A 23,497-nucleotide genomic window follows, 5' to 3' on the forward strand; every position below is an offset into this window, starting at 1 on the left:
CAAAGCCGAGGTCGCAGACCTCTGCGCCCGCTTCCCAATCTATCCGAACTTGTAAGGCCAAGGACCCAACACATGAGTTTTCATTCTATTGAACAAGCCCCAGCCCGTCTGAACCGCAGCGAGCTTGCCGTTCCCGGCAGCCAGCCCGGAATGTTTGAAAAAGCGGCAAAATCGGATGTGGACGTTATCTTCCTGGATCTGGAAGATGCCGTCGCACCGGACGAAAAGGAACAGGCCCGCAAGAACATCATTCAGGCGTTGAACGACATCGATTGGGGCAACAAAACCATGTCGGTGCGCATCAACGGGCTGGACACCCACTACATGTACCGCGACGTGGTGGATGTTGTTGAACAGGCTGGCGCTCGGCTGGATCTGATCATGATCCCCAAGGTTGGAACCGCTGCTGACGTCTATGCTGTTGATATGCTGGTCACGCAAATCGAGGATGCCAAAGGTTACAACAAGCGGATCGGGTTCGAACACATCATCGAAACCGCGCTGGGTATGCAGAATGTCAGCGAGATTGCTGCCGCTTCGAAGCGCAACGAAAGCCTTCACTTTGGTGTTGCCGATTATGCGGCTTCGACACGTGCACGCACGACCATTATCGGCGGTGTGAACCCCGATTATTCAGTGCTGACCGATGCGGATGCCGATGGGGGCCGCCTGACACATTGGGGCGACATGTGGCACTATGCGCTGGCGCGTATGGTGGTCGCTGCCCGCGCCAACGGCCTGCGCCCAATCGACGGGCCGTTCGGAGATTTCCAGGACCCTGACGGCTATAAAGCTGCCGCCAAACGTGCCGCTGTTTTGGGGTGCGAAGGAAAATGGGCAATCCACCCCAGCCAGATTGCCTTGGCAAACGAAGTTATGTCGCCGTCCGACGCCGAAGTGACCAAGGCTCAGCGCATTCTTGTCGCCATGGCCGAGGCCGAAGCGGATGGGAAAGGAGCCGTATCTTTGGACGGCCGGTTGATCGACTATGCCTCGATCCGCCAAGCGGAAGTGCTGGTTGAGAAAGCAAGCCAGATTGCGGCGGCGTAAATGAAGTGACAGGGCAAAGGCCAAATCAAATGCGCACGCGCGATCTTGGTCTTTGCCTCCCACCGATACCGGAAACGCATGTGGACCTAATCTGTGTCCTGATCTTTTACGGGAATGCCCAAACCGACTTTCTTTCGTCCCATCACAACAGAGGTGCGAAACCGGCGGACGTTTGAATTGTTGAAGAACAGCCTTTTGGTCAGCTCTTCAAAATCATCCATGTCACGCGCCGTACAGATCAGGCAGAAGTCCGCGTCGCCTGTGATGTAATAGCACTGCTGCACCCTTGGCTCGGCCTGTGCCTGTCGCGAAAAAGCGTCGATCTGATCCTGGCGTTCGCGTTCCAACTCGACCATGACAACGAAGCTCATTGCAACGCCCAACTTTTTCGGGTCGACGATTGCCACTTCCGAGTGAATGGCACCAGAAGCTCTAAGCGCCTTCAGGCGCCTTTGAACGGATGCGACCGATAAGCCTGTTTCGGATGCAAGCGCTTCCAGCCCCATTTTGGCATCACGTTGCATCAGGTGCAGCAGGCTGCGGTCAAATTGGTCGAGTTTCACAAAGATTTCCTTGATGTGAAAAAGTTTCCCGAAAAATCGGTAAATGTGACCATAATCGATCACAGCTTGTGCGTAAAACTCTGATCATGGAAAACAGTAACAAACTCGATGTGGCAAAGCCGCTGGCGCTGCTGGCGGAATGTCCTGCATATAAACCGAGCCCATTGGAAACCCGCAGTTTCAAGGGGCGAACAATCCTGATCAAGGATGAAACCAACAGGATGGGCCTGGGCGCGTTCAAAGCTTTGGGCGGTGTTTACGCTGTTGCCAAGCTGATCGAAGCGCGTATTGGTCGTTCGTTGACACCCAGCGCCTTTCTGAGCGATCCCATAAAGGACGCGGCGCGATCGATGACTTTTGTGTGCGCCAGCGCAGGCAATCACGGCATGGCCGTGGCCGCTGGGGCGCAGCTCTTTGGTGCAACGGCGCGCATTCATCTTGCCGAAACAGTCCCTGAAGAGTTTGCCGTTCGTCTTCGGGCGAAAGGCGCAGATGTTGTTCGATCCGGCAGTGACTATGAAGCAAGCGTCGCCGCAGCCATCGCCGACGCCGAAGCAACCGGTGCCATTCACCTCGCCGATGGGTCGTGGCCGGGATATACCGAGCCTCCGCGATTGGTGATGGAGGGTTATACCGTCATCGCCGAAGAAATGCGCAACGATTTAGAAGTGTCCGCAAATTGGCCGAGCCACGTGTACCTGCAGGCGGGTGTTGGCGGGCTGGCCGCGGGCATTGCCTATATGATCCGGTCGAACTGGCCAGTGCAGCCAAAGATCACAGTTGTTGAACCAGATGCTGCACCCTGTCTGAAGGAAAGCGCCCGAGCCGGAGAAATCCTTACGGTTGAAGGGCCCGTTTCAAATATGGGGCGTTTGGATTGCAAAACGCCATCCATGCTGGCTTTGGATATCTTGAAACGCTGTGCAGACGACTGGGTTACAATCAGTGACCAACAGGCGCAAGACGCAGTAAACAGCGCCTTTGATTTGGGTTTCTCGACAACGCCATCCGGAGCAGCCGGGCTTGCCGCCTGCCTTGAGGGAGACGATGATTTGCCATTGGTCATCTTGTCCGAAGGGGGCGTTTCTGATGCTTGATCTTGTTGCGTTTCGTCGTGATCTTCATGCCCATCCGGAAACCGGGTTCGACCTTGACCGAACCCCCGATTTGATCGCGGCCGAGTTGGAGCGCGCCGGGCTCGAAGTAACCCGAGGCGTGGGTCGAACCGGAATTGTTGCCACCTTGCACCGTGGTCCTGATGAGACCGCGATCGGGTTTCGTGCCGACATGGACGCGCTGCCAATTCACGAAATGACCAATTTGCCCTACCGGTCGCAAACAGAGGGCAAGTTCCACGGCTGCGGTCATGACGGGCATAGCACAATGCTGCTTGGTGCTGCCTTGGCGCTTGCGGCGGACACCTCGCTAAACCGGACCGTTCACTTCATTTTCCAACCGGATGAAGAGAACGGAAATGGGGCCGCCGCGATGATCGCTGACGGTCTGTTCGAACGATTTCCAATGTCTGCCATTTATGGGCTTCACAACATGCCGGGAATGGAGCTTGGGTATTTCGCGACCCAGGCGGGGCCTTTCTGCGCGTTCGAGGACAATTTTGAAATCCGCATTCAGGGGCAGGGGGGTCATGCTTCGATGCCAGAGAAGGGCATTGATCCGATCGTGACCGGGGCGGCGATTGTCATGCAATTGCAATCTATCGTTTCGCGTTCCCTACCGCCCCGGGAACATGGCGTGGTTTCAATTACAGAATTCCTGACAGACGGTGCACGCAACATCCTTCCGAGCAATGTCACCATACGCGGGGATTGCAGGGGGTTTTCCAAAGATGTGTCGGAATGCATCGAGCGCAGAATGCGCGCCATTGTCGACGGGGTTAGTGCGGCACAGGGTGCGGTGTCAGAGGTCGATTACTCCACATCGTTTCGTCCTTTAGTAAACGATGCCAAAGCCACTGATGCGATTTCGGGCGCAGCTGGCAAAGTTGGGACGCTTGATGCTGAATTTGGCCGAGTTGGCTTCTCGGAGGATTTCGCCGAGTTTCTCATCCATCGCCCTGGCGCGTTTATTCTCATGGGAAACGGGTTGGAAGGGAACAATGCAATGCCGCTTCACAACCCGTCCTATGATTTCAACGATGAAGCGATCAGATACGGAATTGCGTTTTGGACCAGCCTTGCGCAGCGCGGTTTTTGAGTCTGGCGCGGTTGCCGTTCTGGTGATCCTTTTCAAAAAGGAAAAGGGTCCCGACTGATTGCGAGGACCCCTTAACTGAAGCGAAGGAAATTGTGACGCGAGCTTAGTCCAGCAACCCGCGTTCGGTCAGCACCTTGCGAGCGACACGGAAACACTCCAGCGATTGCGGGACACCGCAATAGATGCCGATCACGTGAATGATCGAGCGGATTTCTTCTTTGGTCACGCCGTTGTTCAGAGCGCCGTTGCAGTGAATTTCCCATTCATGCATCTTGCCCAGCGCGCCGATCATGGTGAGGTTCAGCATGGACCGTGTCTTGTGGTCAATCGTGTCGTCGCCCCAGCCAAAACCCCAGCACCATGCTGTCATGGCCTCTTGGAAGGGGCGGGTGAAGTCATCCGCGGCTGCAAGGTTCTTTTCGACATATTCGGCGCCCAGCGTGGATTTGCGTTGTTTCAGGCCGTGTTCGAACAGGTTGTCGTCCATTTCATTCTCCTTTGGTGAACGGGCCGGCCTGTACTATGACCGGCCCGGATGGGTTTGATTATTCTGCCGGGGTCGCTTCGACCTCTTCTTCGTCAAAGACCGACAGGCCAAGCTTTTCGCGCTGGCTGTCCCGCCAGATTGCTTTGAGGACCGAAATTCCCATCAGAACCATGACCACGCTGAATGGCAATGCGCCGATGATCATGGCTGTCTGGATCGCACCGAGGCCACCAATCATCAGCAATGCGCCCACGACCAGCGCCAGGGCAGCACCCCAGAACAGAATGTGCGGCCGCGCCTTGGGGCCTTCGTCGCCAGCGGCATTGATGGTGTTGATGATCAGCACCGCCGAGTCTGCCGAGGTCACCAGGTAAGTGAGCAACAGCACGACGACCATGATCGCAAACACCCAGGCCATGGTTTCGCTCAGCATGACCGAAAGGGTCGCGAAAAGCTGATCCGAAAGCCCGGTGCCAATGATTGCATTGTCCGCGACGCCCGAAAGCTCAAGCTCGATCGCTGTACCGCCAACCAGGGCGAACCAGACAAAGCACATGACGGACGGTACGATTGCCGCGCCAAGCACATATTCGCGAATGGTTCGGCCCTTGGAAATGCGCGCCAGGAAGACGCCGACAAAGGGTGCAAATGCAATCCACCAAGCCCAATAGAACACGGTCCAGCCGCCCTGCCATCCGGCCAGTTGACTTGCGACCGATCCATCCACCCCGTCGCTGTTCCAGACGGTAAACAAGAGGGCTGGTGTTGCGATCAGGTAGTCGTAGATGCCGACAAACAGAGCCTGCAAGCCAAAGAAGGTCGAGCCGAAGAACAAGAAGAACGCAAGCAATGCAAAGCTGAGCGCCATATTGATGTTAGAGAGCCATTTGATGCCTTTTCCTACTCCGGAAAGTGCCGACAGTGTGGACGCACCGACAATGATCAACAGCGCGACGGCGATCGCCACTTTGGTCGGATCACCCGCGTCGGTCAGAAGCCAGTCCCCGAAACCGATCCGATGCAGCCCCGCAATGAACTGGTTGACGCCAAAGCCAAGCGTCTGCGCAACACCCAGAACGGTGGCGACAACGGCAACTACGTCGATGACGTGACCCAACGGGCCGGACAGCGATTTTCCGAAGATCGGTGTCAGCGCCGACCGGATGGTCAGCGGCAGGCCGCGCCGGAACGAAAAATAGGCCAGCGCAAGGCCAACGATGGCATAGCTGGCCCACGCGTGCAGGCCCCAATGTGAGAACGACCATTTATAGGCCGAACGCACGGCCTCTTGCGTGGATCCTTCTGCAAGGCCTTGGATGATGTCTGGATTGGTTTGGAAGTGATAGATCGGCTCACCGGTTGCATAGGTCAGCATCCCGATACCGATGCCCGCCCCGAACATCATCGAAAACCATGAAAAGCGCGAGAATTCAGGTTGGTCTTCCGGGCGGCCAAGTTTCATGCGCCCCGACACCGGCAGGATCGCAAGAACGATGCAGGTCAGGAAGAAGAAGGCCATCACATAGACGTACCAGAAGTTGAACGACGCCAGGATCAACGAATTCAATCCGGACAGAACCGAAGCGGCATTGTCAGGAAAGGCCACGGCCCAAATGACGAGGGCACCAATCAGCAGCTTGGCAGTGATGGTCACGTCTTTTGTGAAACCACGGTAGAACCCGCTGTCGGCGGTTTTGATGGGTAGGTCGGTGACGGGTGGTTTTATTGGCATTGGGTGTCCTCCCTATTGTTCTTGAGTTGGTGGATTAGCTGCGCAGCCGAATAGCCACGTTCTTGGTCTGGACGTAATTCCACAGTGCTTCGCGTCCCTTTTCCCGCCCGTAACCGGATTTCCCATATCCACCGAATGGCGTCTCTACGCCGCCGGCGTACCATTCGTTGACAAAGACCTGACCGGCGCGGATCTGCCGGGCCGCCTGTGTCGCGCGATCGATGTCGCGCGTGAAGACTCCGCCGACCAGCCCGTAGGGTGTTCCGTTTGCAATCTTGATTGCTTGAGCGTCGTCACGGAACTTCAGAACCGAAAGAACCGGTGCAAAAGCTTCTTCATTCGCGATGTTCATGTCAGGGGTGACGTTGGTCAGAATGGTTGGTTCCAGAAATGCACCGGGAATGTTCATCTTACGTCCGCCGGTGGCTGCAGTCGCGCCAGCTGCGATTGCGCCAGACACCATGCCAGCCGCGCGGTCACGCTGCGCTTCACTGACCATCGGCCCCATATTCGGGCCAAACTCTCCCCGTTCGATACCCGGACCGACGGACAGGTTGCTTGCCACGTTCGAGATGCGTTCGATCAGTTCGTCGTGGCGGCTTTCATGCACGATCACGCGGCTCATCGCTGAACACACCTGACCGGCGTTGAAAAAGATCCCCCAGCGTACGTCGTTTTCGAAGGCTTCCAGATCCGCGTCATCATGCACGATGGCTGCAGATTTCCCGCCAAGCTCCAGGACGCAGGGCACAACGTTGCGTGCGGCTGCGCTGGCAATTGCGATGCCGGTTGGCACCGAGCCGGTAAAGACGATCTGATTGACATGTGGATGCGCCGAAAGCGCGGCTCCTGCCTCGTGACCCAAACCGCAAAGGATGTTTACAGCGCCTTTCGGTAGGCCAACCGCCTCGGCAGCATGCGCAAACCAGGCATTGGTCAAAGGTGTCAATTCCGGGGTTTTGATGACAACAGTATTGCCTGTGGCCAAAGCCGCCGACAGCGACCGCGCGGTCATCTCGACAGGATAGTTCCATGGGATGATTTGTGCGGAAACACCAAACGGCTCGTACGTGGTGAAATCGAAGTAGTTCGCTCCAAGTGGAATGGACCGGCCTTCGACGGTTTCAGCCTGATTGCCATAGTATTCGAAATAGCGTGCCGCTCCTTCGATTTCGACGCGTGCTTCCCAAAGCGGTTTGCCCTGCTCAAGGGTCAGTACCCGAGCAATCTCGTCAATGTTGTCCAGCAGGTAGCAGCCCATAGCCTGTACCATGCGGCCACGTTCCACAGGGCGCAGATCGCTGAGCGCACCTGAAAGATGCACGCGGCGGGCCGCCATGACCGCACGATCCACGTCAGCGGCATCGGCCAGCGCCTGTTCAGTTAGTTTTTCGCCGGTTCCCGGGTTAAAAACATCGATCCGACCTGCACCACCATCGACCCAGGTGCCGTCCACATAATTCTGCCAATACGGCTTAACATCTTGCATGTCGCGCATCTCCAAAACTTCGGAGGGCAATGAATTACCCTCCGAAGCGCAAGTTTCTTTGACTTTGTTTGGTTTTATTCCACCGCCTCACGCATCCATTGCTGGAGCTTGGCGATGGAATGTTCACTCATGACACCGCAGGCGGGGTCCAGAACCAGCGGGCCGGGAACGTACCCTTTGGATTTCAGCCCGCGGTGAACGGATTCAACAAGGCGGATGTCTTCTTCGACTGTGGTCTGGCGGTCTTGTACGGCAAGCCCCCGGATCACGTCGCTTTCATGACCGCCTTCGGTATACCAGCCGCGCCATACAGTGCAGGTGTCCACAGTGTTGGCACGCCAGTGATAGGTGTTCAGCACGTTGCCCGGATAGCACTGGAACGAGAACATGGGCCACAGGAACCACGACTGATAGTCGCCTGCATGCGGAACTGACATGTCGATTGGATAGGTCATCTTATCCAACGCCTGACATTCCGTGGTGTGACGCAACACGTAACCGCCGCCCGCATCGGGTTGAATGTCGTAAGTTTCAGGCTTTACAACACCTTCCGCAAAAGTGGGGTGGTTCGAGGGGCAGTGATAGCATTCGGAGTAGTTTTCGATCGAAACTTTCCAGTTGCAGTTTTCCGGGATCTCGACCCATTCCAGCGGTGCCAGGTCGTTTATGCCAGGCACGTATTCCGCAATCTCTTCGCGCACACCCGGATACCATTCGTCCATAGGCGCGGCATCTTTGTCGAGGTTGACGAAGATGAAGCCCAGGAAGTCCTCGGTCCGAACCTCTGTCAGGCAAATCTTTTCGCGCTGGAATCCGGGAACGTTCTTGACGTTGGGCCCCGCGCGCAATCCGCCGGTCAGCTCGTAGGACCACTGATGGTAGGGGCAAACCACAACCCGCGTGTTGCCGGTTCCAGTGACCATCTCATGCGCACGGTGCTGGCACACGTTATAGAATGTGCGGATGACGTTGTCGCGCCCGCGGATGGCAAACAGGTTCTGACCGGCAATTTCAAACGCGAAATAGTCGCCGACATTAGGGATGTCGTTGGCGTGGCCAGCATACTGCCAGGTGCGCATCAGAAGACCATTCATCTCTTTTTCAAAGACTGCCGGGTCGGTGTAATAGCTGGCGTCCAGCGAATGGGTCAGCGGGGCATTCATGTGTGTTCCTCCTGGTAAAGGCCAAGCTGATGACGGCGTATATGAAACTTTTCGACCCGCTCGACGATCTCATCGCTGGACACTGCTATCACAAAACTGAGCAGTGTTTCTAACAGAGCAATTGTAGACACGGAGGAAGGGAAGAATTGAGGGGTATCTACTGACACAACAAAACCGTGTTCAGCAGACAAGATTACGGGGCTGGCTGGCGAGTCGGATATTCCGATTACGGTTACACCTTGCTTTCGCGCGGTCTGTACCGCCTCGACGACTTCTGTGCGATATGGGTGGCACGTGATGGCGATCAGGACATCCTGCTCGTCCGCCCATGCCAGATCATCAATCGCTGTTGATCCGGGCCGGGGGATCGCATGGAAATCTGTCATACCGGTGCGGGCGAGATACGTGAAGTTGGACGCGTTCGAATTGTTTATTCCAACACCGAGAGTGTAGATGGATCGAGCCGACCAAATAGCCTCTGCAGCTGACTGAAGGCGACGGGCATCAATCTCGGCGAAAGTTTCTTCGATGTTTCGAATGGCTGAGCCCAGCAAGTCTGCATAAAGCTCACCCAGGTCGCCAGAACGGCTGATTCCCTGCAACCAACGTGCGCGGTCGGGGAATGAGACGTCGCTTCGGCGAATCTCATCACGAAATGGTTCCCGAAAATCTCCATAGCCCTCAAAGCCGATTTGTCTGGCCATTCGTACAACAGTGTTTGGTTTGACGCTGGCGGCTTCGGCAATCTCACGGACGGTGGAGACGCCAACTTCTCTGGGGTTTTCCAGAACATACCGCGCGGCCTTCTGTGCTTCGGGGGTCAAGAGCGACAATTCTTGTGACAGGCGTCCCAGAACCTCGCTTGAAACATCTGTACCATTCATTGCGTATCTCGGTATGTACATTTGTGCCGTTTTGCGTTGACACTGGTACATATGTGGCAATAGGAAGTCCACAGAAATATGCGACTCTCGAACAGGAATTTTTGCGATGTCCAAAAAAGAACTGCCCGAACGCGCCAAGGTTGTCATCGTCGGTGGCGGTGTCATGGGGTGCGGCCTTGCTTACCACCTTGGCCATGAAGGCTGGGGCGAAGAAACCGTCTTGCTAGAAAAGGCCGAATTGACCAGCGGATCGACCTGGCACGCGGCGGGTCAGATCACCCATTCAACCAGCTCATACGGGTTGGGTCGCATGGTGGACTACAACATTGGCCTGTATTCGAAGACTCTGGAAGAAGAGACCGGGCAGGCCGTCACCTGGCATGGTTGTGGCTCGTTCCGTCTGGCGTATACCGAAGACGAAATGGACTGGCTGCGCCACACCCTGTCTGTGGGTCGTTCGCTGGGCTTCAACATCGAATTGGTGGGCCCTGATTTCATTGCCGAGAAGCACCCGTTCTACAATCTGGATGGCGTTCTGGGCGCGCTTTACACCCCGGATGACGGCCACGTGGATCCGTCGAACGTGACTATGGCGATGGCCACTGGTGCCCGCCAAAAAGGCGTGAAAATCTTCCGCCACTGCCGAGCCACCAACATCACGCAGAACGATGCGGGCGAATGGGTGGTCGAGACCGAAAAAGGCACGATTGTCTGCGAACACGTAGTCAACGCGGGCGGCACTTATGCCCGCCAGATGGGTGAATGGTCGGGTCTGCAATTGCCTATGACCTCGATGACGCACCACTATTTCGTGACCGAGAACGTACCTGAGTTTCAGGATCTGGACGTTGAGCTGCCTGTGATCCGCGACGACAAAATGGTCTCGGGCTACATCCGGATGGAGCAGAAAAAGGGCCTGATCGGGATTTACGAAAAAGAAAACTCGAACTCGGTCTGGCATGACGAATGCCCATGGGAATACGAGAACTGGCTGTTCGAGGCCGATTATGACCGCGTGATGCCCTGGCTGGAAAACTCGCTGGAGCGGATGCCGATATTCGCCGAATTGGGCATCACCCGCGAAGTGCATGGCGCGATCAGCCATCCGCCGGATGGCAACCCGATGGTTGGCCCCGCTCCGGGCGTCAAAAACTACTGGTGCTGCTGCGGTACCCAGATCGGTATCGGTTGGGGCCCTGGCCTGACCCGCGAACTGGCCAAGTGGATGGTTCATGGGGCCGCTGACATCTCGATGCGCGACTACGACCCGCGCCGCTTTGGCGCCTATGCCAAGAAAGACTGGCAGGTCATTAAAGCGCACGAAGACTACAAACTACGCCATGAGATCCCCTTCCCGCACTTCAACCGTCTGGAAGGCCGCCCGATCAAGCCGTCGCCGCTGTATGAAATCCTCAAGGACAAGGGCGCGGTTTACGAAGAAGTCTATGGTTTCGAACGTCCCCGTTGGTTTGCAACCGAAGGTGTCGAGCAGCGCGATCACTACAGCTTCCGCCGCAACGTGGTGCATGATGTGGTCGGGGCCGAGGTCAAAGCCGTCCGCGAAAGCGTCGGCATCATGGATGTGACCGCCTTTACCAAGGTCGAAGTTTCGGGCCCGGACGCCTATGCGCTGCTGGACCGTCTGACCGCAAACAAGATGCCGCAGAAGACCGGCTCGATCACACTAACCCATATGCTGAACCGCCGCGGTCGGATCGAGTTGGAGACCACACTGGTGCGGATGGCGGATGACCGCTTCTATCTGGTCTGCGCGGCCTTCTTCGAACAGCGGCTGCTGGACCACCTGAACCACAACCGCGCGGATGAGAACGTGACCATCACGCCTCTGTCCGCTGGCTGGTCGGCGCTGTCGCTGAACGGTCCGAAATCGCGCGAAGTTCTGGCGCAGTGCACCGATGCGGACTTGTCCAACGCCGGTTTCCGCTGGCTGTCGGCTCAGGAAATCACCGTAGCCGGTCACAAGGTCTGGGCGTTCCGCATGTCCTATGCCGGTGAGCTGGGCTGGGAATTCCACATGCCGGATGAAGCCTGTGTGGATGTCTACACGGCCATGTGGGCTGCAGGCGAGCCGCATGGCATCGTCAACTACGGTTCCTTCGCTATGAACGCGATGCGGATGGAGAAAGCCTTCCCAGGTGCAGGCGAGTTGACCAACGAAGTCACGCTACCCGAGGCCAATGTGAGTCGCTTCTTCAAGCTGGACAAAGAGTATCTGGGTGTCGAAGCCACACGCGTCAGCGCCGAGCAGTCCGAGAAAGGCGAAATGCCCTGGGTCTGCGCCTATCTGGAAATCGAGCCCGACGGGATCGAGGACGGACACGGTGGCGAGGCGATCAAGGTAAACGGCGAGATTGTTGGTGCGACAGCATCTGTTGCTTACGGCCACACGGTCGGCAAGATCCTGGCCTTTGCCTATATCAAGCCGCACGCCAACGTACCGGGTCAAGAGATCGAGGTGATCGTTGCAGGTGAGCCGCGCAAGGGCCGCATTCTGGGCGAAGCTGCTTATGATCCGCAAAGCAAGCTGCCGCGTACCGACGCACCGGCTGCGGTTCCCGCATAAGACAAGACCAGCGGGCACCGTCACAGGTGCCCGCCACGTTAGGCCAAAAAACTCAATTCAGGACATGGACCAGATGATCCCGGAAACGATGAAAGCCGTTGTGCTGAATGGTCACGGCGGATTGGACATGCTGGAATACCGCGACATGCCCACGCCGACGCCCGAAAAGGGTGAGGTGCTGATCAAGGTCGGGGCCTGTGGTCTGAACAATACTGATATCAACACGCGCACAGCCTGGTATTCCAAGAAAGTGGATGCCGTTCTGGGCAGCGGCGCGGCGGATGGTTTTGACGAAGCCAGCGGCGATGACGGCACCTGGGGCAGCGGGTCGTTGAACTTCCCCGTCATTCAGGGCGCCGACGTGGCTGGTGAAATCGTTGCCGTTGGCGAAGGCGTTGATCCCGCACGCGTCGGCGAACGAGTGATGATCGACCCCTGGTTGCTGAGCCATGGGGATTGGCTGAACCCTGAAAACTCGGGCTATTTCGGGTCCGAGGCGGATGGGGGCTATGCCGAATACACCAAGGTGCGCGCGGCCAATGCGGTGCCCGTTAACAGCAGCCTGAGCGATGCGGAACTGGCCACTTTCCCTTGCGCCTATACGACCGCGGAAAATCTGGTTCAGCGCACCGCTCCGCGTCCGGGTGAGGTCGTGGTGATCACAGGCGCGTCCGGTGGCGTGGGCTCGGCCGCTATTCAGCTATGCCGCCTGCGCGGTTGCAAGGTGATCGCGATTGCCAGCCCCTCGAAGGCCGAAATGCTGCATGAACTGGGCGCAGCCCATGTCATCGACCGCAACACCGTTGATCTGGAAGCCGCTATTCGCGACGCCGCAGGCGGGCCGGTGGACATCGCGCTGGATGTGGTCGGATCACCGATGTTCATGGCGCTGATCAACGCTTTGCGTCAGGGTGGGCGTTACTCCACATCAGGGTGCATCGCTGGTCAAATGGCCGAATTCGACCTGCGTCAGCTGGTCTACAAGGACCTGCAGCTGACCGGCGCAACCATCTGCCCGGCAGGCACAATGCAGCGCGTGGTGGGCATGATCGAAACCGGCGCTTTGAAGCCTCTGTTGGCGGCGATCTATCCGCTGGAAGATCTCGCGAAGGCGCAAGAGGCGTTCGTTCAGAAAACGCATGTTGGAAATATCGTGGTGACACCCTAACGCGCGCCACGCCCCTTTTTAAGAAAAACGGCAAAACCAGTCTTTGGTTTGGCGGGCCAATCTAAGGAAAACTGACGTGAAGATCATCCGCATTGCAGCTTGGGAAGTTCCGCTGACCAGCCATGACACCTACTACATGGCAGATGGGAAAACCTGCGACACCACAACCTCGGTTGTGCTGCGCCTCGACACCGATACGGGCCTGTCTGGCTGGGGTGAGGTCTGCCCGATCCCGCATTACCTGCCTGCCTATGCCAAGGGCGTGATCCCGGCCATCACCGAACTGGCCCCGGTTCTGATCGGCGCCGACCCGGTGGGGCCGGAAACCGTAATGGAGCAGGTGAACCGATTTCTGCAGGGTCATGCATACGCGAAGTCCGCGCTGGATACTGCGCTCTGGGATCTGACGGGGCAAGCCGCGGGTCTACCTGTTCACCGCCTTTTGGGGGGTCGGCAGGTCAAGGACATGGCGCTCTATCACTCAATCACCTGCGTGGCCCCGGACGAAATGGCCCGCATGGCACAAGATGCGTATGACAAGGGCATGCGCCAGTTTCAGGTCAAGCTGGGGGCTGATGGCGACTGGCAGACGGATGTTGAGCGGTTGGCCAAAGTGCGCGAGACCGTTGGTCCGGGCCCATTGGTCTATGGCGACTGGAACTGTGGCAGCGATGCGCTGAACGCGATCCGTGTCGGTCGCGCCGTCGCTCATCTGGATGTCATGCTCGAGCAACCTTGCGCGACGCTCGAGGAATGCGCCCATGTGCAGCGGGTCACTGGCCTGCCGATGAAAATCGACGAAAACGCTTATGACGTCGCCTCGGTCATCGCAGCGCATCAGGCCGGTTGTATGCAGGCTGTTGCATTGAAGCTGTCCAAGATGAGCGGCTTGTCCGCCATGCGGCAAATCCGCGATGTCTGTCTGACGCTGGGTACTCAGATGTGTATCGAGGATACCTGGGGCAGCGACATCACCACCGCCGCGCTTCTGCATCTGGCCGCTTCGACCCCTGCGCGCGGAATCATGAACACCTGCGACCTGAGCCACTATGTCGGCCCACGTCTGGCCCCCGATGGTCCGGTGCGTGAAAACGGCCGAATTACCCCGCCCGAAGGGCCCGGTCTGGGCGTCACGCCCGACGCCGACGCTTTGGGCCAGCCTGTCACCATTATCGATTGATCCCAATCCCAGCCTGCCGAGAGACCTGTTATGGAAGATTTCAGCAACGCCTACCCCTCACATGATCCTGAATGGGTCAAAGACATCCACGCAGATCACTATCTGCAAAGCTGGTCGAAACAGGGCAGCCGCCCGCGCGTCATCACCGGCGCGCAGGGCAGCTGGTTCTGGGACAGCGATGGCAAACGCTATCTCGATTTCCAAAGCCAGTTGGTGAACGCCAATATGGGCCACCAGCACCCCAAGATCGTACAGGCGATCAAGGATCAGGCCGATAAGTTGTGCTATATCGGCCCCGCCATGGGTTCGGATGTACGTTCGGAAATGGCGGCGATCATGAATGAGATCACGCCCGCGAACATCACTTCGACCTTCTTCACAACCGGCGGCTCGGCAGCGAACGAAACCGCGATCCGTCTGGCGCGGCACTATACCGGACGCACCAAGATCATTGCGCGCTATCGCTCGTATCACGGGGCGACCGGTGGCACGCTGTCCCTGACAGGCGACCCGCGCCATCACCTGACCCGGGCCGATATGCCGGGCGTGGTGCGCATGCTGGACCCCTATGTCTATCGCCTGCCGACTGGTCACACCGACCCGGCGAAATGCCCGGTGGCGCAGGGTGGTCCGCATCTGGAAGAGCTTTTGATGTACGAAAACCCCAACACGGTGGCTGCCGTCATTCTGGAGCCTATCGTGGGCACCAACGGCATCATCGTGCCCCCCGATGGCTATCTGCAATCGATCAAGCAGACCTGCGAGAAATACGGCATCCTGCTGATCGCGGATGAGGTCATGGCTGGGTTTGGTCGTACCGGTAAATGGTTCGCCGTCGATCACTGGGGCGTGCAGCCCGACATCATCACCAGCGCCAAGGGCATCAACTCGGGCTATGTGCCGCTGGGCACCATGTCGGTCTCGACCGAGCTGCACAACTGGCTGCGCGACACTCCGATGCCCGGCGGTCTGACCTATGCCGGTCACCCGCTGGCCTGTGCGTCGGGCATTGCCGCAATTCGCGCCATGCAGGACGAAGGTGCGCTGGAAAACGCCACAGCGATGGGCGAGAAGATGCGCGCCGAACTGGCCAAGATGGCCGAAAAGCATCCCAGCATCGGCGACATTCGCGGAAAGGGCATGTTCAACGGTATCGAGCTGGTCAAGAACCGTGAAACGCGTGAGCCACTGGTTCCGTTTGCCGCGAAAGGCCCGGACGCCAAACCGATGTCGGACATGATGAGCTTTGCGATGAACGAGGGTCTGTACCTGTCGTTCTACTCGAACGTCGTTCGTCTGACCCCGCCGCTGAACATCAGCGAAGAGGATCTGATGACCGGTCTGGAGATACTGGATCGTACCCTCGACATCGCTGACCGCGAGTGTGTTTGAGCGTGACTTTGAGAGGCCGATGAAATGACCAATTACGGTGTCATCATTGTGGGGGCGGGGCAAGCTGGTTGCTCCGCCGCCGTCAAACTGCGCAATCTTGGTTATGACAAGCCAATTGCCCTGATCGGTGAAGAGGCGCACCCGCCCTATCAGCGGCCGCCTCTTTCCAAAGCTTATCTTCTGGGCGCGCTGCCGCGTGACCGTCTTTTCCTGAGGCCCGAAAGCTTCTTTGACGAGCATCAGATCGACCTGCACCTGAACCAGCAAGTCACCGAGATATCGGCAGACAACCAGACACTTGTTTGTGGTGACCAAACGCTGGCGTTTGAGCATCTGGTCCTGGCAACCGGCTCGACCCCCAACCGCCTGCCCGAGAGCATCGGTGGTACTCTGCCCGGGACCTATACAATCCGTGGCATCGCCGACATCGATGCAATTGCGCCCGAGTTCAAGCAAGGGCGAAAGATCGTCATCATTGGCGGGGGCTATATTGGCCTGGAAGTTGCTGCTGTTGCCGCAAAGCTTGATCTTGAGGTTACACTGATCGAAGCTGCTCCGCGCATTTTGCAGCGGGTTGCGGCCCCTGAAACCGCTCAGTACTTCCGCGAACTGCACGATGCCAACAACGTATGCATTCTTGAAGATACCAAGATTGCACGCGTTACCGGAGTAGAGCGCGCAGACGGGGTGGAACTTGCCAATGGTGAGGTGATCCCGGCCGATTTTGTTGTTTTCGGGATCGGCATCACGCCAAACACGGCCCTTGCCGAAGCCGCCGGTGTAGACGTTGAAAACGGCATCAAGACAGACACATGGGGCCGCACCTCGCATCCTTGTATCTGGGCGGCAGGAGACTGTGCGACGTTTCCGCAAGGTGACGCACAGATCCGCCTGGAAAGCGTCGGCAACGCCATTGATCAGGCCGAAGCGGTTGCTGAGAACATCATGGGTGCAACCAAGCCTTACGAAGCAAAACCCTGGTTTTGGTCTGATCAGTACCATGTCAAGCTTCAGATTGCTGGTCTGAATGCCGGCTACGATCAGGTCGTTTCTCGTGAAGGTGAGGATGGGTCGACTTCAGTCTGGTACTACCGCGATGCCCAGCTTATAGCCGCGGACGCGATGAACGACCCGCGCGCCTACATGGTTGCGAAACGGCTGATCGAATCCGGAAAATCCCCGCATCCCCAGATGGTTGCGGATACAGCTACCGATCTCAAATCACTTCTTAAAGTCTGAGGAAAGGCACGGCAGCGCATGTATCTTGAGTCAAAACCCATCACCCGGTGCCGGGAGGGCGAGCACCCAAGCGCTGCCGGACATTCTGCGGGCGTTGCGCAGAAGCGCCATTTTTATTTTCTGCTGCTTCCCGGTTCCAACATGCTGGATTTTGCGGCTGGGATCGAACCGCTGCGGGCCGCCAATTCCGTTACGGGGGAAACAGACTACACCTGGTCGATCATGACCGAGACCGGCGCGCATGTAACGTGTTCGAACGGAATCGAAATCCCTGCGCAGACAGGCCTGTGTACAACGCGGCATTCGGATTACGTGATTGTATGCTCTGGGAATGCCGGGTACTTGGAAGCCCGTCCCGAAACCCTGCAATGGTTGCGTAGACATGCCAGGTTCGGCGGTCGGGTTGCCGCGATTGGAACCGGCGCGTTTACATTGGCGCGGGCCGGGCTGGCAAACGAAGCGCAATTGACGTTGCACTGGTCACTGGCCCCGGTCTTTGAAGAAATGTTCCCGAAACTGGACTGTTTGCCGTCGCGGGTTGTGGCGGATGACGGTGTGGCCTCAAGCGCTGGGGGCACTGCAGGCCTGGATTTGACTCTGTCCATCATCGAGTCGGATTTCGACAACGGCACTGCTCAGAAAGTGGCGGATTATTGTGTCCACGACTTTGACTGCCACAGCAACCGGTCGCAACGCCAGGCCATGTCGAAAATGGCCGGATCCCGGAACCCCGCGTTTCTGAGTATCCTCAAGAAAATGGAGGACTCGCTGCAGGACCCAATTCCGGTTGATGAACTTATCGAAGACGAAAAAATCTCGAGGCGGCAGATCGAACGTTTGTTCAATAAACACCTCAAGACAAGCCCGTCCCGTTACTATCGCAATTTGCGTCTTGATCGGGCGCGGGTGTTGCTGCGCGGTACCGACCTGTCCATCATTGATGTTGCCGTCGCAACAGGGTTCGCCAGTATCGTTAATTTCTCGAAAGCCTACAAAACGAGATTTGGTGAGCGTCCAACAGCCGACCGATCAGCCGCGTAATCACGCGGCTATCTGAAGGCGGTCGCACGCGTCAATTGTACAGGCAGACTACATCGCGGCCTCTGCGACCAGCCAGTCCCAGAAGGCGCGAACCCTTGGCTGGCGCTGGCGATGGGAAACCGCGCTCAGGAAATAGCGCGGGGCAGGGGGTAAGGTTTCGGAAGGCAGTTCAAAGGGAATGCACAGTCGCCCTTCGGCCAGCATCCTTTCGGCATTGGCCCGATTGCCCAAAGCCACGCCGATCCCTCGGGCAGCTGCTTCGAATGCGTGCAAAGAGTAGCTGACCGAAAAGAAATGCTGACGACGCAGCCAGGATCGCCCTGCCAGTACTTTTTTCCACGATGTCAGTCGCCTTTCAGTTTCTATCAGTGTCGCGCCTTTCAGGTCATCCAAACTGTGTAAGGCGTTCGCCTCAGCATAATCTGTACTGGTCAACGCAACGAGTTCGTCCGGTAAAAACTGCAGTGAAACCAAATCCGGGTCGGCCTCGAACCGGTATTCAATGGCGACATCAATGCCTCGTTCTTCGGGGTTGAATGTCATCCGGTCGAGAAGACGAATGTCATAATCGGGATACAGTTCCGAGAACCCGTGCAGCTTGGGCATCAGCCACATTGCTGTCAGCGTAGGCGGGGCTGCAATTGTCAGAACTTCACGTTGAGACTGCCGGGTTGCAACCGATGTCGCACGCCCTATTGCTTCTATGCCAGGGCGGACTTCTGTCAGATAATCATGTGCGCCTTCGGTGAGAACCAGATTGCGCCCTCGGCGAATGAACAAGGGCGCGCCAAGAAACCCTTCCAATTTGTCCAGCTGATGGCTGACGGCTGGGGGGGTTACGTTCAACTCGGCTGCGGCTGCCCGGACACCGCCCAGACGGGCGACGGTTTCAAACACATGCAACGCGTGAAGGGGAGGGAGTCTGTGAGTCGTCATTTTGTTAAAAATAACTAAACAGAAAATGCAAAAGCAATGAATTTTATTTCAAGTGAGCCGCATTTATCCTGCTTAAAATTGATCGCAGCAAGGATCCCGAAATGAAGCCGTTGAAAGACATTCTCGTGGTCTCGGTCGAACAGGCACTGGCGGCACCGCTGTGCACTGCGCGACTGGCCGAAGCCGGGGCACGTGTCATCAAGGTCGAACGCGCGGAAGGGGATTTTGCGCGTGGCTATGATCGTGCGGCTAAAGGCACAAGTTCGTATTTTGCCTGGACCAACCAAGGCAAGGAGTCGCTGGCGCTTGACTTCCGCACTGAAGAAGACGCGGCCTTGCTGCATCGGATTATCGCTCAGGCTGATGTTTTTGTTCAAAATCTTGCTCCGGGTGCCATGGCACGCGCCGGGTTTGGTTCGGCAGAGTTGCGCGAAATGCACCCGCATCTCATTACCGTTAACATTACCGGCTATGGAGAAAGCGACGCGGTCAAGCATCTGAAGGCCTATGACTTTCTGATTCAGGCTGAATCTGGTCTCACTGGAATCAGCGGTGGTGTTAACGAAATGGGACGCATCGGCGTATCGATATGTGATATTGGTGCAGGCATGACCTGCCACGCGGCCGTTTTAGAAGCCCTGATGCGCCGTGAAATGACGGGCGAAGGCGCAGCTTTGGCCGTTTCGTTGTTCGACGTTGCAGCAGACTGGATGAGTGTCCCGCTAATGCACAGCGAATACGGGAAAGGTGCACCGCAACGCGTGGGTTTGCGCCATCCAAGTATGGCCCCCTATGGTGCTTTCGAAACGAGCGAAGGCGCATTGACGTTAATCGCCATTCAAAATGAACGTGAGTGGCAGCGGTTTTGCCAAGAGGTTTTGCGCTCGAACACCGCAGGCTCAGACTCTAGATTTGCGTCCAACAATGACCGGGTCGCCAACCGTGACGCGCTTGAGGACCTGATTTCCAAGGTGTCGCGAGAGCTGACCTTGCAAGAGTTCCGGGCTCGGTTGGCTGCAGCGAACATCGCGTACGGCGCGGTCAACAGTGTTGAAGCGCTGGGCAACCACCCAGCCCTGCGCCGTCGCGAAGTGACAACTGAAGGAAATAAAACGATCGCGATACCCGCAGCGCCCATTCGTTGGGTGGATGTTGAAGAGGTCAGCCCGTTGTCGTCTTCTCCTGCAATCAATCAGCATGGCCCGGCGCTGCGCGCTGAATTCGCCTGACCAAAGCAGAAAGGTCAACATGATGTCGCAAGCCGTAGACTCCTGGATCGGACGTTCGCAGACGCACGAGGACAGTTTGCGCGCCGAGCCCGCCCGTTTCATGCAGGCCACGATTGGTCGCGAATCAACATTGCAAAACGGCGATGTTTTGCCGCCTCTTTGGCATTGGCTGTACTTTCTTGAAGCGAAACCAGCTTATGAGTTGGGCAGGGACGGCCATCCGAAAAAGGGGGGATTTCTTCCTCCCGTCGCGCTGCCCCGTCGGATGTGGGCCGGTGGCAGGTTTGAATTTCTGGCACCCATTCCGATTGGCGATCAGGTCAAAAAGCGGTCTACGATCAAGCATATTGCGGAAAAGAACGGGCGCAGCGGCTCATTATGTTTCGTGACCGTTCTGCATGAGGTTTTCCTGGGCGACGGTACGCTTGCACTGACTGAAGAGCATGACATAGTGTACCGCGAAGATCCCCACCCTGACGCCCCAAAACCTGAGCCAGCACAAGCGCCTGACAACGCCGAAGTGTCCGAGGTGATCTCGCCCACACAGGTTATGCTGTTCCGCTATTCGGCGCTGACCTTTAACGGGCACCGGGTTCACTATGACGTGGATTATGCCCGTTCGGTTGAAGGGTATGACGGTCTGGTCTTTCATGGGCCGCTCACGGCAACCTTGTTGGTCGACCTTGCCCAGCGCACCATGGGAAAAGCCCCGAAGACCTTTGAGTTTCGCGGGACTGCACCTCTGGCAGGGATGAATCCCTTCGATATCGAAGGTGTTCGCGAAAACAACATGATGCAGCTGTGGGCGCGCCGCCATGACGGGGCCAAAGCCATGCAAGCAACAGCCACTTTCTAAGGTTCAGGCCAATGCAATCGAAACTCGACGCGGATCAATCCATGGCAAAACCAAATGTGCTGAACTTCTCGGAGCGCCTTGCGGACTGGGCAACGCAGTCGGACCTTGGCGTTGACGCCGAGGTGAGAGAACAGGCGCGTTTCACGCTGATCGACACATTGTCCTGTATGGTTTTGGGCGCGACAGAGCGTCAGGCCATTGCGGCATCGGATGCAATGCTTTTTGGCCTGAGACAGGGGTCAGTTCCGCCGGTTGGTGGCGGTGAGATGCTGTCGATAAACGGTGCGGCGCTGGCCAATGGCGCACGTGCAGCGGCGCTGGACTTCGATGACTACGAACTATCCGGGTCCAGTCACGCAAGCGCGCCGGTTCTGAGTGCTTTGCTGAGCCTTGCGCACAAGGTGCCGATGACAATTGACGAAATGAATGACGCCTGGATCGTGGGGTATGAGACCATCATCTGGATGGGCAAAGCGCTGGGATATGGTCACTACGACATCGGGTGGCACTCGACATCCACATTGGGCCCGATCGGAACAGCTGCCGCAGTGTCCAAGGCACTTGGGCTGTCGGCGCGGCAAATGTCTAATGCAATGGCGCTTGCGGTGTCGTCTTCTTCCGGGTTGCTGACACAGATCGGCTATGACGCCAAAGCGCTTCATACCGGATTGGCGGCGGAAGCTGGACTGAGGGCGGCGCTTTTGGGTCGCGCGGACGCAACTGGAAACTGTAATCTGTGGGATTCCGAGTTTGGGTTTACAAAGGTTTACGGCACGCCGGAATCCATTGGTTTTCGTGAAATGATGAAGACGATGGAACTGGGCCAGGCGGTTCAACAGTACCCGGTTATCCGAAAGCTATGGCCGAGCTGCGCCTACACACAACGCCCAATTTACGGTGCGATTGAGCTGAGCCGGCAGATCAAACACCCAAGCGATATCGCTTCTGTCAAAATCCGCATGCCCGCGCCGTTCCATCGCGTTGCAGGCTTTGGTGTGCCGGACAACGACGCCGAGGCCCGCTTTTCGGTGCGGTACTGCATCGCCGTTGGTTTGCTGGAAGGCCGTGTTGTCCCCGGCGACTTTGAGCCAGACGGATTCAACGATCCTCAGCGCCGGGAACTGACAGCTTCGATCAAGCTGGATCTGTACGATCTGCCGAAAGGCGACACTGGTGACATCGGTCCGACAACCCCGGAAACGATCACAGTCGAACTTAAAGACGGTCAAGTGGTCAGCCATGAAATGACTTTTGTTCCTGGCGGTGCGTCCATGCCCATGACCAAAGCCGACTTAATGCAGAAGGTGCGCGCCTGCGGCTGCTCGGTCGAATTGGCACAGGCATATCTGGCGGCACATGGCGATACGCCTTTGTTGGACACCGGATTGCTTGGTCAGGTGTCGCCCCCAATGATGGCGCGCGCGGGATGAAAAACAGCTCTTTCAGGTCGCTTCTCTATATCCCCGGGCACGTTGAAGCCCTCGTCCCCAAAGCTGCAAGGACGGAAGCTGATGTTATAATCCTTGATCTGGAAGATGCAGTGCCGCAGTCCGAAAAGGAGAATGGGCGGCAAAGGCTTCGCGGTGCGACGACCGTATTGCGGAATAAAGGCAAATCGGTAGCGGTCAGGATAAACAACGACGACGCTCTTCTAGAGGATGACCTGTCTGCAGCGACTGCGGCAGGGATCGATTACTTGATCCTGCCAAAAGTCGAAAACCGTGAATTTATTCAGAAAGTTGCCGATTTCGTTCATGCCGAGGGATGCGATGACGTGTCCCTGATTGGTTTGATCGAAAGTCCGGTGGGGTTGCTTAATGCGCCGATGATTGCTGCAGCACATGAGCGATTGATCGCGTTGAATCTCGGCACGGAAGACTTTTGCCTGGAGATGGGCATGGAGCCCGAATGGGACGGTCTGCTTTATCCGAGCCAACAGATCGTGACAGCAGCACGGGCGGCCGGCAAAATCCCTTTGGGCTATGCTGGCAGCATCGCGCAGTATCACGACATTCCCGCCTTCAGCACGACAGTGGAAAGATCTGCCAAATTGGGGTTTGAGGGCGGTTTTGCAATCCACCCTTCACAAGTGTCACCGTTGAATGTTGCGTTTACCCCGTCTGAAAACGCAGTCGCTCAGGCGCAGAGGATTGTCGCTGCATACGAAAAATCCCTGGCTGAAGGTCGTGGTGCCGTTTCGCTCGACAACAAGATGATCGACCTGCCGATTGTTGAAAAAGCGTGGCGCGTCCTTGAGGCGGGATCTCGGTTTTCTGACCGTTTCGCATGA

General features: G+C 57.2%; 20 protein-coding genes. 13 read left to right on the plus strand and 7 right to left on the minus strand.

Features of this window, described 5'->3' with window-relative positions; all coding sequences use genetic code 11:
- Positions 1–72: 72 nt before the first annotated feature.
- Positions 73–1,050 (plus strand): CoA ester lyase, encoded by a 978-nt coding sequence (locus GS636_RS12835; RefSeq protein WP_171669743.1) that lies wholly within the window; start codon positions 73–75, stop codon positions 1,048–1,050.
- An 86-nt stretch (positions 1,051–1,136) separates the two neighbouring features.
- Here the strand turns inward: GS636_RS12835 and GS636_RS12840 are convergent, their stop codons facing one another.
- Positions 1,137–1,613: an Lrp/AsnC family transcriptional regulator gene (locus GS636_RS12840; RefSeq protein WP_371808727.1), complete on the minus strand. Its 477-nt coding sequence runs from the start codon at positions 1,611–1,613 to the stop codon at positions 1,137–1,139.
- An 86-nt stretch (positions 1,614–1,699) separates the two neighbouring features.
- Here GS636_RS12840 and GS636_RS12845 point away from each other — a divergent pair, with 86 nt between their 5' ends.
- On the plus strand, positions 1,700–2,710 hold the full coding sequence (locus GS636_RS12845) for a pyridoxal-phosphate dependent enzyme (protein ID WP_171669744.1): 1,011 nt from the start codon (positions 1,700–1,702) through the stop codon (positions 2,708–2,710).
- On the plus strand, positions 2,703–3,827 hold the full coding sequence (locus GS636_RS12850) for an amidohydrolase (protein ID WP_171669745.1): 1,125 nt from the start codon (positions 2,703–2,705) through the stop codon (positions 3,825–3,827). Before GS636_RS12845 ends, GS636_RS12850 begins: the two co-directional genes overlap by 8 nt.
- A 103-nt stretch (positions 3,828–3,930) precedes the next feature.
- On the opposite strand, the gene GS636_RS12855 is transcribed toward GS636_RS12850, so the two are convergent.
- From GS636_RS12855 to GS636_RS12875, 5 genes are all read right to left on the minus strand, one after another.
- Positions 3,931–4,314, minus strand: a complete 384-nt coding sequence (locus tag GS636_RS12855; protein ID WP_171095340.1) for a carboxymuconolactone decarboxylase family protein — start codon at positions 4,312–4,314, stop codon at positions 3,931–3,933.
- 58 nt (positions 4,315–4,372) lie between these two features.
- Complete coding sequence (locus GS636_RS12860) at positions 4,373–6,046, minus strand: BCCT family transporter (RefSeq protein WP_171669746.1); 1,674 nt, start codon at positions 6,044–6,046, stop codon at positions 4,373–4,375.
- A gap of 34 nt (positions 6,047–6,080) precedes the next feature.
- Positions 6,081–7,535 carry an aldehyde dehydrogenase family protein gene (locus GS636_RS12865; RefSeq protein ID WP_171669747.1) on the minus strand — a complete coding sequence of 485 codons (1,455 nt, stop codon included), beginning with the start codon at positions 7,533–7,535 and terminating at the stop codon, positions 6,081–6,083.
- Between the two features lie 74 nt (positions 7,536–7,609).
- Positions 7,610–8,698 (minus strand): SRPBCC family protein, encoded by a 1,089-nt coding sequence (locus tag GS636_RS12870; protein WP_171095334.1) that lies wholly within the window; start codon positions 8,696–8,698, stop codon positions 7,610–7,612.
- Positions 8,695–9,582 carry a MurR/RpiR family transcriptional regulator gene (locus GS636_RS12875; RefSeq protein ID WP_171095332.1) on the minus strand — a complete coding sequence of 296 codons (888 nt, stop codon included), beginning with the start codon at positions 9,580–9,582 and terminating at the stop codon, positions 8,695–8,697. Before GS636_RS12875 ends, GS636_RS12870 begins: the two co-directional genes overlap by 4 nt.
- Before the next feature lie 106 nt (positions 9,583–9,688).
- Here GS636_RS12875 and GS636_RS12880 point away from each other — a divergent pair, with 106 nt between their 5' ends.
- The 6 genes from GS636_RS12880 (at position 9,689) to GS636_RS12905 (ending at position 18,186) form a co-directional block, all read left to right on the plus strand.
- On the plus strand, positions 9,689–12,166 hold the full coding sequence (locus GS636_RS12880) for an FAD-dependent oxidoreductase (protein ID WP_171669748.1): 2,478 nt from the start codon (positions 9,689–9,691) through the stop codon (positions 12,164–12,166).
- A gap of 73 nt (positions 12,167–12,239) precedes the next feature.
- A complete protein-coding gene (locus GS636_RS12885; protein ID WP_171187868.1) occupies positions 12,240–13,334 on the plus strand; it encodes an alcohol dehydrogenase family protein in 1,095 nt (364 codons plus the stop codon).
- A gap of 76 nt (positions 13,335–13,410) precedes the next feature.
- Positions 13,411–14,514 (plus strand): enolase C-terminal domain-like protein, encoded by a 1,104-nt coding sequence (locus tag GS636_RS12890; RefSeq protein ID WP_171669749.1) that lies wholly within the window; start codon positions 13,411–13,413, stop codon positions 14,512–14,514.
- A gap of 30 nt (positions 14,515–14,544) precedes the next feature.
- Positions 14,545–15,906 carry an aminotransferase class III-fold pyridoxal phosphate-dependent enzyme gene (locus GS636_RS12895; protein WP_171669750.1) on the plus strand — a complete coding sequence of 454 codons (1,362 nt, stop codon included), beginning with the start codon at positions 14,545–14,547 and terminating at the stop codon, positions 15,904–15,906.
- A gap of 24 nt (positions 15,907–15,930) precedes the next feature.
- A complete protein-coding gene (locus GS636_RS12900; protein WP_171669751.1) occupies positions 15,931–17,145 on the plus strand; it encodes an NAD(P)/FAD-dependent oxidoreductase in 1,215 nt (404 codons plus the stop codon).
- Positions 17,146–17,163: 18 nt separating this feature from the next.
- Positions 17,164–18,186, plus strand: a complete 1,023-nt coding sequence (locus GS636_RS12905) for a GlxA family transcriptional regulator (protein ID WP_171669752.1) — start codon at positions 17,164–17,166, stop codon at positions 18,184–18,186.
- Positions 18,187–18,234: 48 nt separating this feature from the next.
- On the opposite strand, the gene GS636_RS12910 is transcribed toward GS636_RS12905, so the two are convergent.
- Entirely contained in the window at positions 18,235–19,122 is an 888-nt protein-coding gene (locus GS636_RS12910; protein WP_253762777.1) for a LysR substrate-binding domain-containing protein, read from the minus strand.
- 101 nt (positions 19,123–19,223) lie between these two features.
- Here GS636_RS12910 and GS636_RS12915 point away from each other — a divergent pair, with 101 nt between their 5' ends.
- Genes GS636_RS12915 through GS636_RS12930 form a run of 4 tightly spaced genes read left to right on the plus strand, consistent with a single transcriptional unit; the run spans position 19,224 to position 23,497 of the window.
- On the plus strand, positions 19,224–20,351 hold the full coding sequence (locus tag GS636_RS12915) for a CaiB/BaiF CoA-transferase family protein (RefSeq protein ID WP_171669754.1): 1,128 nt from the start codon (positions 19,224–19,226) through the stop codon (positions 20,349–20,351).
- A 19-nt stretch (positions 20,352–20,370) separates the two neighbouring features.
- On the plus strand, positions 20,371–21,207 hold the full coding sequence (locus tag GS636_RS12920; protein ID WP_216602896.1) for a MaoC family dehydratase N-terminal domain-containing protein: 837 nt from the start codon (positions 20,371–20,373) through the stop codon (positions 21,205–21,207).
- 41 nt (positions 21,208–21,248) lie between these two features.
- Entirely contained in the window at positions 21,249–22,637 is a 1,389-nt protein-coding gene (locus tag GS636_RS12925; protein ID WP_171669755.1) for an MmgE/PrpD family protein, read from the plus strand.
- Positions 22,634–23,497 (plus strand): CoA ester lyase, encoded by an 864-nt coding sequence (locus GS636_RS12930; RefSeq protein ID WP_171669756.1) that lies wholly within the window; start codon positions 22,634–22,636, stop codon positions 23,495–23,497. The genes GS636_RS12925 and GS636_RS12930 overlap by 4 nt, the downstream gene beginning before the upstream one ends.

The sequence above is a fragment of the Ruegeria sp. HKCCD4884 genome (assembly GCF_013110855.1).
Lineage (GTDB): Bacteria > Pseudomonadota > Alphaproteobacteria > Rhodobacterales > Rhodobacteraceae > Ruegeria.